This window comes from Desulfobaculum sp. (genome assembly GCF_054921475.1).
The window spans coordinates 1-13679 of record NZ_JBUDSW010000081.1 but is presented as its reverse complement, the minus strand read 5'-3'; the positions used below and the strand labels follow the sequence as shown (position 1 = coordinate 13679).

9 protein-coding genes and 1 pseudogene are annotated in these 13679 nt (G+C 64.4%); 4 read left to right on the top strand and 6 right to left on the bottom strand.

Annotated features, from left to right (window positions below):
* From ACY69P_RS07220 to ACY69P_RS07210, 3 genes and pseudogenes are all read right to left on the bottom strand, one after another.
* A pseudogene (locus ACY69P_RS07220) lies at positions 1-830 on the bottom strand (histone-lysine N-methyltransferase); the annotation flags it as partial.
* Positions 831-998: 168 nt separating this feature from the next.
* Complete coding sequence (locus ACY69P_RS07215; RefSeq protein ID WP_462327007.1) at positions 999-1760, bottom strand: hypothetical protein; 762 nt, start codon at positions 1758-1760, stop codon at positions 999-1001.
* A 134-nt stretch (positions 1761-1894) separates the two neighbouring features.
* Positions 1895-2281, bottom strand: a complete 387-nt coding sequence (locus ACY69P_RS07210; protein WP_462327006.1) for a hypothetical protein — start codon at positions 2279-2281, stop codon at positions 1895-1897.
* A 238-nt stretch (positions 2282-2519) separates the two neighbouring features.
* Between ACY69P_RS07210 and ACY69P_RS07205 the strand changes: the two genes are divergently transcribed.
* A complete protein-coding gene (locus tag ACY69P_RS07205; RefSeq protein WP_462327005.1) occupies positions 2520-4844 on the top strand; it encodes a type IA DNA topoisomerase in 2325 nt (774 codons plus the stop codon).
* A 70-nt stretch (positions 4845-4914) separates the two neighbouring features.
* On the opposite strand, the gene ACY69P_RS07200 is transcribed toward ACY69P_RS07205, so the two are convergent.
* From ACY69P_RS07200 to ACY69P_RS07190, 3 genes are read right to left on the bottom strand one after another with little or no spacing between them, the layout of a single operon-like run.
* Positions 4915-6303 carry a deoxyribodipyrimidine photo-lyase gene (locus ACY69P_RS07200; RefSeq protein WP_462327004.1) on the bottom strand — a complete coding sequence of 463 codons (1389 nt, stop codon included), beginning with the start codon at positions 6301-6303 and terminating at the stop codon, positions 4915-4917.
* A gap of 9 nt (positions 6304-6312) precedes the next feature.
* Positions 6313-7884, bottom strand: a complete 1572-nt coding sequence (locus ACY69P_RS07195; RefSeq protein WP_462327003.1) for an SDR family oxidoreductase — start codon at positions 7882-7884, stop codon at positions 6313-6315.
* Positions 7877-8845: a YbgA family protein gene (locus ACY69P_RS07190; RefSeq protein WP_462327008.1), complete on the bottom strand. Its 969-nt coding sequence runs from the start codon at positions 8843-8845 to the stop codon at positions 7877-7879. Before ACY69P_RS07190 ends, ACY69P_RS07195 begins: the two co-directional genes overlap by 8 nt.
* A 122-nt stretch (positions 8846-8967) precedes the next feature.
* Here ACY69P_RS07190 and ACY69P_RS07185 point away from each other — a divergent pair, with 122 nt between their 5' ends.
* From ACY69P_RS07185 to ACY69P_RS07175, 3 genes are all read left to right on the top strand, one after another.
* Complete coding sequence (locus tag ACY69P_RS07185) at positions 8968-10092, top strand: NAD(P)/FAD-dependent oxidoreductase (protein WP_462327002.1); 1125 nt, start codon at positions 8968-8970, stop codon at positions 10090-10092.
* Between the two features lie 202 nt (positions 10093-10294).
* Entirely contained in the window at positions 10295-11023 is a 729-nt protein-coding gene (locus tag ACY69P_RS07180; protein WP_404843993.1) for a hypothetical protein, read from the top strand.
* A gap of 209 nt (positions 11024-11232) precedes the next feature.
* A complete protein-coding gene (locus tag ACY69P_RS07175) occupies positions 11233-13560 on the top strand; it encodes a DEAD/DEAH box helicase (protein WP_462327001.1) in 2328 nt (775 codons plus the stop codon).
* Positions 13561-13679: the final 119 nt, after the last annotated feature.

The following is a 13679-nucleotide window of genomic DNA, read 5'->3' as shown; positions in this document are numbered from 1 at the left end:
CCGTACAGCCACGCCGTGGACGCATTGACGAGCACCTTGTGGAAATCGTGATGCCCGTGCCACTCCAGCCACTCGCCGGGCACGCCAGCCTGGTCGGTAAAGGCGCGCACAATCTTCGCCACAGAGCGCGGCAGCGCCGCGCCGGGGTACGGCACGCCAAAGCCAAGGGTGTCGCACAGGCGAATCTTCACAGGCAGGCCGCTCTGGCGGGCGAGTTCCATCAGGCGAATGGCAAAGGGCACGCAAAAGCCGTCAATATCCGCGCGGGTGATGTCCTCAAAGTGGCAACGCGGCACAATGCCCCACTCAAGGGCCTTTTCCACGATGGCCAAATAGTCGTCCATAGCCTGCTGACGGTCTTTTTTGAGCTTCAGATAGATGTGGTAGTCGGACACGGAGGTGAGCATGCCCGTCTCGCGCAGCCCCATTTCCTTGACGAGGCGCAGGTCGTCCGGATTGGCGCGGATCCATCCCGTCACTTCCGGAAAGGCGTAGTCCCGGGCAAGACAGGTCTCGACGGCGCGCCGGTCCTTGGCCGAGTAGAGAAAGAATTCGCTCTGGCGGATGAGGCCGGAATGCCCGCCCAGCTTGTGCAGATAGTCGTAGATGGTGGCAATCTGCTTGACGGTGTAGGGCGGTCTGGCCTGTTGTCCGTCGCGGAAGGTGGTATCCGTTATGAACATTGGCTCTGCGGGACGCGGAACCAGAAAGCTGTCGTCAAAGTTGACGCGGCCGACTTTGGTGTAGGGGAAATTCTGCCGAAAGAGCTCCGGCTCGTCAGGGTTCTGCAACGCGTACGTTGGAGGACGGTTGAAGTGCAGAAAAGGCATTGGGTACGGCTCCTTTGTACTGGAATATATTGCGCATGGCAGAAGATTCCTGCCCTATCGTAGCGGAACGGTACCAAAAAGTCGGAGAAGTGCAAATGCCGGATATGGCCTCACCGGCGGCAGGCGTGTGGCCCTGCGTTGATGCTTGCGCACGCAGGGCCGGCCACATCAGGAACGTTTGGCGCAGATGCGTCCGCGTTCCTGATGCAGCAGGGGATGATCGGCGTTGATGCGTTCGGCCTCAGTGAGGGCGCGCATGGCGTCCTCGCGCCAGCCGCCTTCGCGCAGGCTGCGCGCGGCCAGCAGATACAACAGCTCCGGCTCGTCGCCGTACACGCTTTCCAGCAGGCGGGCGTAGCCGCTGCCGAAAACCTCGCGCACCAGTTCCTCCCGCGCCAGCAGAAAGCGGGCAAGGAGTTCATTGTCCCGGTGCTGGGCCAGATAGTCGATAAGCAGGCGGCGGCAATTGAAGAGGATAAAACGGATGCGGCCTATCTCGCGCTCGATGCTTTCGTTGGTCTGATCGAGAACGCGCATAAGCTCCTGCGAGATAAGGCGGGCGTCGTCGGAGAGCTGGCGGCGCTGGAGCTCGCGGAACCACGGGGCGTAGTTCTGCTGCTGGTAGGCGTCTTCCTTGAGCTTGATGGTGTCGTGGAAGATGTAGCCGATGCTCCAGTCGAGGAATTGGCCGTTGAGGCCGTTTTCCGAGGCGTTCTTTTTAAAGAGCAGGTGCGCGGTGTCCTTGAGCCGCCACAGGAGGCCCTTGTTCATCTCCTGCCCCAAGAGGTTGCGGATCATGGAGAAATCCACATGTCCGGTCTTGTCGTAGTGCCGGAACTCCTTCTCAAGCTCACGATGAACAAGGCAGAAATCGCGCACGACATCGCGCACGAACTCCGGCCTTTTGGTACGTATCCACGTTTTCGACATTCCTGCTCTGTTCTCCTTTGTCCCCCTCGGACATCACCTTCTAGCATACGTCCCGGAACAAGCAAACCTTTCGCGGGGCAAGGTGTTCACGGTGCATGCTGGGGGATGTGGGCGACGCAGGACAAGGCACAGAATCAGGCGTCCGGCGGGGGCGGGGAGCCGCTCTCCTCCCTCCGCGCACCCTCAAGGCGTGTGGACCAATGCAGGCCGGCGAACACCATGCCCACCGTGCCGAAAATGCACACCACGGCCAGCACATAGGGGATGATGCCGCGCCCGTCGTACTCCGCAATAAGCGCCACGCACAGGCTAAAGACGAACACTGCAGGGCTGTAGGGCGCAAGGGCCCACACCTGCCGGGCCCGCTGGCGCAGCCCCGCCCCAAGAGCCGAAGGCGTCTCCCCCCGGCCACGCTGGCGCGCAACGCGCACCGGCACGCTCACCATGGCCCATCCGGCCACCATGGCCACAACAGTCAGTCCCCCTGCCCCTCCGGCGATAACGGCTTCGGCAAACGACACGGCCCTGCCCCCTTGGCTTCCGGTTTCCCGCGCGGCACTGGTGCGCGCAGATTTCCACTCTCTCAGAGTAAAAGAGGCGGGGGCGTATGTCGAGGTGAATTGCCCGGGACGCGGGGACGGCCCGGCTGGGGCGCAGCGCATACAAATCCACCTGCCCCCTTTCCCTTTGGGCCATTCGATTGTATTGCATGCTCAGCCGCGCTCGCGCGGCAATCATGAACCGGAGGCAGCTTCATACGTGGGACGAACACTCATCATAGCGGAAAAACCATCCGTGGCTCGGGAAATAGCCAAGGTCCTCGGCGTGCGCGGTGCGCGGCAGGACGGCTATATCGCCAACGAGCAGTACGCGGTCACCTGGGCGGTGGGCCACTTGGTCAACATCGCCGAGCCAGAAAAGCAGGACGAAAAATGGGCCGGACGCTGGAACATGAACCAGCTGCCCATGATTCCCCGGCGCTTCAAGCTGGCCGTGCTCCCCAAGTCCGCCAAACAGTTCCACATCGTGAAGTCGCTTCTGGACGCGCCGGACGTGACCGAAGTCCTCAACGCCACTGACGCCGGGCGCGAGGGCGAGCTGATTTTCCGCCGCATCTACGTCATGGCCGGATGCGACAAGCCCATCCGCCGCCTGTGGGCCAGCGACATGACCGAACAGGGCCTCAAAAAAGCCCTCGCCAGCACCGTAAAGGGCGAAAAGAAGCGCAACCTCGGCCTTGCGGCCTTTGCCCGCGCCGAGGCGGACTGGCTCATCGGCATGAACTACTCGCGCCTGTTCACCCTCAAGGACAAAAACCTCATCACCGTAGGCCGCGTGCAGACGCCCGTCCTCAAACTGCTGGTGGACCGCCGCCGCGAGATTGAGCACTTCGTCCCCAAGGACTACTGGACCGTAGAGGCCACCATGTCCCGCGAGGACGAAGCCTTCTCAGCCGTGTGGCACAAGCCGCCGGAGTACAAGGAAACGCGCGTCGATGCGGAAGCGGACGCCGCCGCCATCGTGGAAAAGTGCCTTGGCAAGGACGGCGTGGTGGACGGCACCAAAAGCCAACAGCGCCAGCAAAAGCCCCCGCTGCCCTTTGACCTGACCACCCTCCAGCGCGAGGCGAACTCCCGCTACGGCCTGTCCGCCAAGGACACCCTCGCCATCGCGCAGGCGCTGTACGAGCAAAAAAAATTGCTCACCTATCCGCGTACAGACTCCCGCTACCTGACCAAGGAACTGTTTAAGGAAGCGCTCTCGCACCTGCGGGCCACCTACCACCTGTTCCCGGACATCTCCGCTGACGCCGCCACGCGCATCAAGGAAGCCAAATCCAGCTTTGCCTGCGTCAACGACAAGAAGGTCTCGGACCACCACGCCATCATCCCTACGGCGCGCAAAGCCGTGCGCGAGTCCCTGTCCGACAACGAATGGAATATCTACGAAATGGTCTGCCGCCGCTTTATCGCGGCCTTCCTGCCGCCGGTGAAGTTTGCGGCCACCACGCTGTGGGTGACGGTGGAGGACGAGCGCTTCAAAGCCACGGGCAAGGTCTTTAAGGACCGCGGCTGGCTGGCCGCCGAACCATGGCGCGCGGCCAAGGACAACCCCCTGCCCAAACTGCGCAAGGGCTCCAAGGTGGCCGTGGACGACCTGCACAGCAAAGCGCACCAGACCAAACCGCCGTCCCACTTTACGGACGCCACCCTGCTTGGCGCCATGGAAACGGCGGGCAAGCTGGTGGACGACGAGGAACTGCGCGAGGCCATGAAGGAGCGCGGCCTTGGCACGCCTGCCACCCGCGCCCAAATTATCGAGACCCTGCTCTCGCGCAAGTACATCGCCAAGGACAAGAAAAAGCTCATCGCCACGGATGCCGGGTGCCACGCGGTAGACGTCATCACCGCCCACCTGCCCGACGTCACCTCGCCCGAACTCACAGGCGAATGGGAAAAGAAACTCGGCGACATTGAACGCGGCGATTTTTCCTACAGCCAGTTCATGCAGGCCGTGCGGCAGAACGTGCACCATAACGTGACGGTCATCCGAAACCACCGCGCCTTTGACAAGGACGGCTTCCCCCTGCCGCCGCCCTCAATGGCTCCGGCCGGCGCGCCCAAGAAGCCCGCCCAGCCCCGGCCCCGCCCCCGCGTGGACCGCAACGGGTTTCCGCTGGACGCCCCGGCTCCTCAGAGCGCCACCGCGCCGCAACAGGCGCAGACGCCAGCCGCCGCACCCGCGCCGCAGGTGGACGCCGACGGCTTCCCCATTGGCGGCCCGGCCAAAACCCCGCCCAAGCACGCGGGGGAGTCCGTGGGCGCCTGCCCCCTGTGCGGCAAAAATGTTCTGGAACAGCCGGACGTGTACGAGTGCGAAAACGCCGCGCAAAGCGGCGGCACCTGCGCATTCAGCATCCGCCGCCGCGCCTTTGGCGGGGAGATTCTGCCCAACCAGATGCGCGACCTGCTGGCCAAGGGCCGCACCTTTAAACGCGGGCGCTTTGTCTCCAAAAAGGGCAAACGCTTCAACGCCAACCTCAAGCTAAGCGGCACCCGCGTAGAACTCACTTTCGAGGACTAACACCCGCCACGCAAAAGCCCCCGGCATCGCACGATGCCGGGGGCTTTTCTTGTCAAAACGGGCGAACTCCTTACAGCAGGCGCATCTGCTGCTGGGCGTTGCCGTAGGCGCGGATATAGGCGTCCACGTCAAACTTGCGGCGGCAGCCGCGCTCGTTCATATAGCGCACGGTGCCAAGGACCTCGCGCTCGCGCCAGCCCCGGTCGTGCACGCCGCCGATGGACCACATCACCCCCACGTAGCCGTTGGGGTCGCGGCCATCAAGCTGGTAGCGGTCGTTGAGGTATATGGCCGTCTCCAGCGCCTCCTCGGGCGTCCGCGACCATTCCAGAATCTTCTTGGCCCAGTACATGCGCATGTAGTTGTGCATAAAACCCGTGCGCACCATTTGCAGCTGGGCCGCATTCCACAGGGCGCTATGGGTCTGCGCCCGCTCAAAGGCCTCGCGCGTGTACAGATGCGGGCGCGCGTCATCGCGGTGGGCATCCAGCGTACGCCGCGCCCAGTCCGGCGCGCCGTCCAAGCTGTCGTAACACTCGTTGTGCAGGCAAAAGTTGTCCGTCAGCTCACGGCGCACCACCAGCTGTTCCAAAAATGCGGTGACGCCCTCGCCGCGCCCGCACGCGCTGGCCGCAAGGGCCACCCGCTGCGGCGACACCTGCCCAAAGTGCAAATACGGCGACAGCATGGACACGCCATCCACCGTGGGGTCGCTGCTCGTCTCATGGTAGCGGCGGATGCGGCTCTGCAGAAAATCCTCCATGCGCCGCAGGCCCGCTTCCGCGCCCGGCGGCAGGTCCACGGCCGGGACGGCGGCGTCGGCCTGCACCCAGCTTCGCAGGGCGTCCACGTCTGAAGCGTCTGCATCCGGGGCATCCATTCCAAAGTCCGCGCCGGAGGCGCGCGGCGGCGTCAGCTCCGGGAACGGCTCCAAAAATTCATCCAGCATGCGGTGGATTTTGGGGCGGATGGTGCGGGCGGCGTACTCCTGCTTGTCCGACACATGGCGGCAGGGAACAATATTGTGGGCGTCCACCTCATCCACCGTGCAGGCCACGGCGCGCGCCACATCCGCCAGCCACTGCTGCTTGAGGCGCAGCGGGTCAAAGTCCGTCACCAGCCGCGCGGCGCGGACTTCCGCCAGATACCCCGGCAGGGTCTCGGGCGCGGCCCCGCGCAGGACGGTGAAGGGAATGCCCACCTGCCTCAGGCGCAGGGCCGTCTCCGCCAGCCCGCGCAGCATGAAGTCATATTGCCGGCGCGTGGCGCCAAGAAAGGTCCGCGACAGGCAAAACACCACCACAAGGGGCACGCCAGCATCATCGGCGCAGTCCCGTGCGTGCAGCAGCGCCCAATTCTCGTCCGCGCGCTGGTCGCGGCTCATCCAGTACACAACAGGCCCGGTTCCGCCCGCGCCATCACGGACGCGGCGGACACGGGCCGGATGAACGGTATGCATCGTGTCTCCTCAATCGGTTTTGGAAGGCGGCGCGTCCTGCGCCTCGGGCAAAACGCACATGCCACCACTGCCGAAAAATGCGTGCGGGGCGTCACAGACAGCGCATCCCGTGCGTCCGGCAATGGTGCGGAGCATGCCCTTGAACAGCCAGCCGTGCACCGGATACAGGCTGTACCAATAGGCAATGCCCACAAGGCCGCGCGGCAGAAAGCGCGCCACCTGCGCAAGCTCCGTCCCACCGTCCTCGGTGGGCGTCAGGGAAAATTGCAAAATCGCCTCGCCCGGGAGCTTCATCTCCGCCAGCAGTTGCAGGCGGCTGTTTTCCTCCACGGCAGTGACGCGCCAAAAATCCAGCGCGTCGCCGGGGCGCAGGTCGTCCGGGTCGCGGCGGCCACGGCGCAGGCCCACGCCGCCAATAAGCCGGTCCACAAGGCCGCGCAGCATCCAGAGCGGCTCGGCGTAATACCACCCATGCACGCCGCCAATGCCCCGGATGGTCTTCCACACGCGTTCCGGCGGGCAGGCCAGCACCACCTTGTGGTTGGACTCCAACACCGTGCCCCCGGCATAGGGCGCATCGCCGCAGGCCAGCCATTCGGGCGGGAGCAACTCCCCGGCGTCGGCCCAGCAGGTTTCCACCTCGTGCTGACGCACGCGGTCGAGGGCGCGGCGGATGGCCTGCCGCACGGTGAGGGTTTGGCGGGGGATGACCTCCGCTATGCGCGACTCGTGGCACACCACCTCGTTGCGCAGGCCCTCGGCAAGGGGGCGCGCCAAGGCGGCAGGCACGGGCGTCACAAGGTGTATCCACCACGACGAGAGCTTGGGGGTAAATACGGGCACCGGAATGACCAGCCGCCGACGCAGTCCGGCCTCCTCGGCGTAGATGCGGAAAATCTGCTCGTAGTCCAGCACGTCCGGGCCGCCGATGTCGTAGGTCTGCCCCGCCGTCTGCGGCGCATCAAGGCAGCCCTGCAAATAGCCCAGCACATCGGTGATGGCGATGGGCTGGCACAGGGTGCGCACCCAGCGCGGAGTGACCATCACCGGAAGCCTGTCCACAAGGTAACGCATGATTTCAAAGGACGCGCTGCCCGAGCCAAGAATCATGGCCGCGCGCAGGAAGGTGACCGGCACCGGCCCCTCGGCCAGCACCCGCGCCGTCTCCATGCGCGAGCGCAAATGGTGGGACAGGTCCGGGTCATCTTCGTCCCCCAGCCCGCCAAGGTAAATAATGCGCGATACGCCCTGCTCCGCCGCGGCTTCGGCCATGTGGCGGGCGGCATCGCGGTCCGCGCTGGCAAAATCCTTCTGCCCCGGCACCATGGAGTGGACAAGGTAATACGCAACCTCAACGCCCTGCAGCGCCGCCGAGAGGGATGCGCGGTCGTGCACATCCGCTCCGGCGACTTCAAGATTCGGGTGACCGCCCCATGGCCGCCCCCGCAGCTTCACTGCGGAGCGCGCCACGGCGCGCACGGCGTACCCGGCCTCCAGCAGGCGCGGCACAAGCCGTCCGCCCACATAGCCGGTGGCGCCGATAACGGCCACCCGTGTTCTTTGCGTTGCGGCATCAGGCATGGAACAACAGCTTCAGTTCCTTGGGATGCGGGTTCAGGTACACCTGCTGACGCAGGTAGTCGTTGTCGTATTTGCGCACGTAGTGGTTCACCAGCGTCAGCGGCGAAATCCACGGCACAAGGCCCTTGCGGTACGATTCGACAAGGTCCAAAAGCTCCTGCTTTTCGTCCGAGGTCAAATCGTCCTTAAAGTGCCCAAGGATGTGGGTGAGCACGTTGACGTGGTTCTTCACCGTGGCCTTTTTGGCCATGGCGCGGCTGAGCAGCTCCCAGTAGGTGGCGGCAAGCTCGTCCGGGTCCATGTCCTTGCCTCCGGCCACCAGCTTGCCCATCTCGCGGTACACGCTTTGGTTGTGCGAGAGGATGAGCATCTTGTGCCGGGTGTGGAAGTCCACCAACGCGCCCATGGAGAAGCCCGCCTTCATCAAATTGCGCCACCGCCACGTGACGAACAGGCGCTTGATGAAGTTTTCGCGCAGGCCCATGTCGTTCAGGCGGCCGTCTTCCTCAAAGGGCAGCATGGGGAAGTGGTCCATAAACATGCGGGCCCACATGCCCACACCGGTATACAGCGGCTGGCCGTTGTCCTGAAACACCTTCACGCGCTCCATGCCGCTGGACGGCGAGCGCGACCTAAAGATGTAGCCGCACAGGTCTTCACTCTCCAGCTGACGCAGGCGGGTCTTGCCCCACGTCTGCATTTTCTCCGTCCAGTCCGTCCCGGACTCGCGCCCCACAAGGCGCGGACTGTCCACGTCCCCCACAAGGCGCACGGCCTCGCGCGGGATGGGCATACCGCACTCCACCTCCGGGCACACGGGGACAAACTCCACAAACTGCCCAAGGACATCGCGGATATATTTGTCCAGCTTGTGCGTGCCGTCATAGCGGACCTCGTCACCAAGCAGGCACCGGGCAATGCCAAGACGGATGGGCTGTGTGTCGTGGCCGGCTTCGGCCATGTCGTGGGATTTCAGGTTCTCCTCCACGTGAATAACTCCTTACAAGCTAGCATTGTACTCCCAGTAGGCGCAGGGTATAGTGGAATGATACACCCTTCCCGTTGAGCTGAAAAGGAGAGTGCATGGGTAAGCATCTCATTCTGGCCGGTGGCGGCCACGCGCATGTGGCGGTCATTGACGGCCTTCAGGACTTTATCGACCGCGGCCATTCGGTCACCCTCGTCAGCCCGGCCCCGCGCCACCACTATTCCGGCATGGGGCCGGGGATGCTGGGCGGCGCCTACACGCCAGACGACATCAGCTTTCCCGTTGAGGAGATGGCCACCGCCAAGGGCGCGGCCTTTGTGCAGGATTCCATAGAGCACATCGACAGCGCAGAGCGCGCCGTCACCCTCGCCTCGGGCACAGTGCTGCGCTACGACGTCCTTTCCCTCAATATCGGCAGCGGCGTGCCCACCCTCGGCGCCACCACCCCCGGCCCGGAAGACGGCGTCTACCCCGTCAAACCCATCGACAACCTGCTCATGGCGCGCGAACGCATGCTGGCCCTGCTGCAGGAGCGCGAGCCCAACGTCCTTGTGGTCGGTGGCGGCCCCGCCGCCCTTGAGATTGCGGGCAACACCTGGGGCGCAGCCCGCCGCGTACGCGACGAGCACGGCGGGCGCATGCCCCGCATCCGCATTCTGGCGGGGAAGCACTTTCTTTCCCGCGCGCATCCCGGCGTGGCCCGCCGCGCGCGAAAAAGCCTCACCCGGCGCGACATTTCCATCATCGAGCATGGCTACGCCACATCCATCGCCCCCGGCTCCGTCACGCTGGACAACGGCGAAGTCTTTAGCGGCGACATTATCTTTCTGGCCCTTGGCGTGCGCCCGCCGGAGCTTATTGCGGCCTCGGGCCTGCCGACAGGTCCGGACGGCGGCCTGTCCGTGAACCGGCATCTGCAAAGCATCGGCGCGCCGCGCATCTTTGGCGGCGGCGACTGCATCCACTTTAAGGACCAGCCACTGGACAAGGTGGGCGTCTACGCCGTGCGCCAACATGCCGTCCTGCCCGGGAACCTGCTTGCGGCGCTGGAGGGCCGCCCCCTCACGCCCTTCAACCCCGGCGGACAGTATCTGCTGGTGTACAACCTTGGCGACGGTACAGGCATCTTCCACAAGGGTCCTCTTGTATTCGGCGGCGCGCCCGCATGGTGGATTAAGGACTTCATCGACAGACGATTTATGGAAAAGTTTCGGACATAGGGCCAACGTGCCGTCTGGCCCCGAACCCGCCGCAGCAGCACGGGTTTTCCCATGGCAGCGGGAGAAAATCGGCGCAAAAATGCACGCGCCGCGCACTTTGGGCGCAAGTCTTCTCTTGACAAGGACACAGGGAATGTATTCCTTCATTCACAGCCGGAACGCTTTTGAGAAAGCAATCCCATCCCGGCCCTTCAGGTGCTCCATGAGACCCTCCCTGTCCGCCGCCTTCGGCCTCGTTCTCCTTCTCGCGATGACATCCTCCGCCTTTGCGTTCCCAAACGCACCGCTGGTTCTTGCCTATCGTGTTACGGAGCCGGGGGCCGACGTCCGTATGCAGGACTGCCTTGTGGAACCCTCCAAAGAAGGCTGGCGTCTGACGATACATTCGCAGGGCGCCTCCCGGGCCATTGTCGCCACGGCCACTATGGAGACCATAGTTGAGGAATATCGCGCCCCGCAGAGCGATACCCGCCTCATCCTCCGCAAGACCGACAGCGTGCTGGAACTGACCGGCCACAAAGGACAAAGCGCCGTGCAGAAAGGCTACCGGGCCACCGCGCCCTGGGTTGCCTCCCCTCTGCAACTGTGCGCCGCTGTCCTCGCCGGCACGGACGAAATCCGGTTCTGTACCGCAAACGCGCGGCAGGACACCTTCTGGCGCGTCACCCTCCACCGCGAGGGGACGGAAGACATCAGCATCTGCGGCAAACGCGTCAGCGCGGTGCGCTACGAATACACCGCCACCGACTTCCTCGGAAAAAGCAGGAAGTCCACCTACTGGTACCGGGCAGACGACGGACTGCTTCTTGCCATGCAAGACCAGCCAAACGCCAACGCGGCCCCCACAAAACGAGTGGAACTCGTCCGGGAAACACCGCTTGAAGGCGTCCGTACCGTTGCCCACCTGCGCGGCCCCACGCCACCGGCGTGAGCGCCAGCAGCAGCCGCCTTCGCCCGCTCCATGCGTGGCCAGCACCCGAAGTCCGACCTTGCTTCATCCGGTCGGCTCGGCCCAGACGCACCCCATGGCGCGACCTTGGTCCGACTGAAGAAATTTCTGCGGGACTGGTCAAAACGAATAAAGCATGGCACATAATGACGGGTCGAAGATACGTAAACGTTTACGAGGAAACGTGTTTCATGAGTGATGACCACAGCATTTTTGGCCTGAAACCCGCCAAGAAACAGCCGACCAAGGACAAAAGCGCCGACGCACCGCAGGCAGACTCCGGGAAGAAAGAGGCTTCAAAGCCCGTTGAGTCCAAAGGTGCAGCCCCAAAAGCGGCAGATGGCGCCAAGGACAAACCCGCCCGCCCCCGCCGCCCGCGCAGGCGCCGCTCCGCGCGCAAACCCCGCACGGACGCGCCCCAGGACGCCGCGCAAAACGACGCGCCCAAGTCCGCTTCCGACTCCGCCCCAAAGTCCGCACCCGAGTCCGCACAAAGCGCGCCCAAGCAGGCAGAAGCTCCCGAGGCTTCCCCCAAAGCAAGCGCAGACGCCAGCACGGACAAACCCGCGTCCAAGCCGCGCCCCAAACGTCGGCGCAGCTCCTCCAGACGCTCCAAAGCCTCCAAACCCTCCGCACGCGAGAACGCGCCCCAGGCTTCCGCACCCAAAGCTCCGGCCACACCCAGCGCCGAGCAGGAACCTGCGGCCTCTCCCGCAGCAGAGAAGGATACGACCATAGCTTCATCCTCAGAACGACCCAAAGCGCCCAAGGCCGACGAGCGCCCCAGCGCCCCCACTCACGCCGAAGACGCCCCCACAGAGCGCCCCGCACCAGCCAAGGAGCAGGAAGCGCCCAAGCAGGAAGCCCCTGCACCAGCCGCAAAGCCCAAGCGTGGGCCCGCCCAAAGCGTTGCCGAAGTGCCCGAGGATGAAACGCTGCCCGAAATTACCCTGAGCGATCTGCCCCAGCATCTGCAGGATGCCTGCGCCCGCGCCGGATGGGACAAGCTCATGCCCGTACAGGCCAAGGCCATCCCCTACCTGCTCGCCAACCGCGACCTGATGATTCAGTCGCGCACCGGCAGCGGCAAGACCGGCAGCTTCGGCCTGCCCATTCTCGACCGCGTCGAAGTTGGCCGCAACGAATGCCAGGCCCTTGTCCTCGTTCCCACGCGAGAGCTCGCCCAGCAGGTCGCCCGCGAAATCGAAGTGCTCGCCGAAGGCACCGGTCTGCGTACCGTCGCCGTCTTTGGCGGCACCAGCTACAAGGCCCAGCTCGACGCCTTCCGCGAAGGCGCGCACGTTGTCGTCGGCACCCCGGGCCGCGTGCTCGACCATCTGCTGCGCGGCTCCCTCAGCCTCAAAGGCATCGACACCCTCGTCTTCGACGAAGCCGACCGTATGCTGTCCATTGGCTTCTACCCGGACATGAAGCAGGTGCAGACCTATCTGCCCCGCCGCGACATCAGCATGCTCATGACCTCCGCCACCTACCCCCCGCACGTTCTGCGGCTGGCCGGCGAGTTCATGGACAAGCCCCAGATTCTGTCCCTCTCCAGCGCGCAGGTGCACGTGGCCGAGACGCCCCACGTCTACTTCGAGTGCCCCGCCATGCAGAAGGACCGCGCCCTCGTGCGCATCATCGAGCTGGAAAATCCGGCCACGGGCTTCATCTTCTGTAATACCAAGCAGCACGTGCATTATCTGACCACCGTGCTCAAGCGCTTCGGCTACGACGCCGACGAACTCTCCGGCGACCTGACGCAGGCCAAACGCGAACAAGTGCTCGAACGCCTGCGCAAACGCGAACTGCGCTTCCTCATCACCACCGACGTCGCCGCACGCGGTATCGACATCCCCGACATCTCGCACGTCTTCATGTACGAGCCGCCCGAGGATCACGAGGTCTACATCCACCGCGCCGGACGCACCGGACGCGCCGGAGCCTCCGGTGAGGTCATCTCCCTTGTGGACGTCATGGAACGCCTCTCCCTTGAGCGCATCGCCAAGACCTATTCCATCACCCTCGAAAAGCGCGACCTGCCCTCCGACGACGACCTCGCCGCCGAAGTCGGCAACCGCGTCACCGCCCTGCTGGAAGCACGCTTCCGCGATATCGACGCCGTCACCCGCGAGCGCCTGCAACGCTTCGTGCCCCTCGTTCGCTCCCTCAGCGAGCACGAGGACATCGTCCAGCTCGTCGCCATGCTGCTCGACGAGACCTACCAAAAGACCCTGCACGATACCCCGCAGCCGCCCACGGAAGCCGACGCCCCTGCCCCCAAGGACGACGCCCCCCGCAGCGAACGCAAGCGCCCCAGCAGAGCCACCAGCAGCAGAAACCGGGGCCGGAAAAAGCCCGCAGAAGCGCGCTCCGACAGCCCGCGCCCAAAACAGGACGCACCAAAACAGGACGCGCAGCAGGCCGGCGACACCAGCGACAAGCCCAAACGCAAACGCCGCCCCCGCCGCCGCAGAAAAAAGAAACCCGCCACCAACAATAACGGCGGTCAGGATTAAAACGCATACAAGCCGCCAGCCCCACAAGGGCTGGCGGCTTTTTTTGGGAGATTTTTTTGCTCCGCAGGCTTTAGGTCTTAGGTCTTCGGCCTGAAAGGACGAAGGGCCTTAGAGCTAAA

Bases quoted from the DNA above. Each gene is read 5' to 3' on its own strand.
- ACY69P_RS07180 (WP_404843993.1), top strand. From the start codon at position 10,295: ATGAGACCCTCCCTGTCCGCCGCCTTCGGCCTCGTTCTCCTTCTCGCG.
- ACY69P_RS07215 (WP_462327007.1), bottom strand. From the start codon at position 1,760: ATGTCGAAAACGTGGATACGTACCAAAAGGCCGGAGTTCGTGCGCGAT.
- ACY69P_RS07185 (WP_462327002.1), top strand. From the start codon at position 8,968: ATGGGTAAGCATCTCATTCTGGCCGGTGGCGGCCACGCGCATGTGGCG.
- ACY69P_RS07200 (WP_462327004.1), bottom strand. From the start codon at position 6,303: ATGCATACCGTTCATCCGGCCCGTGTCCGCCGCGTCCGTGATGGCGCG.
- ACY69P_RS07175 (WP_462327001.1), top strand. From the start codon at position 11,233: ATGAGTGATGACCACAGCATTTTTGGCCTGAAACCCGCCAAGAAACAG.
- ACY69P_RS07190 (WP_462327008.1), bottom strand. From the start codon at position 8,845: ATGGCCGAAGCCGGCCACGACACACAGCCCATCCGTCTTGGCATTGCC.
- ACY69P_RS07195 (WP_462327003.1), bottom strand. From the start codon at position 7,884: ATGCCTGATGCCGCAACGCAAAGAACACGGGTGGCCGTTATCGGCGCC.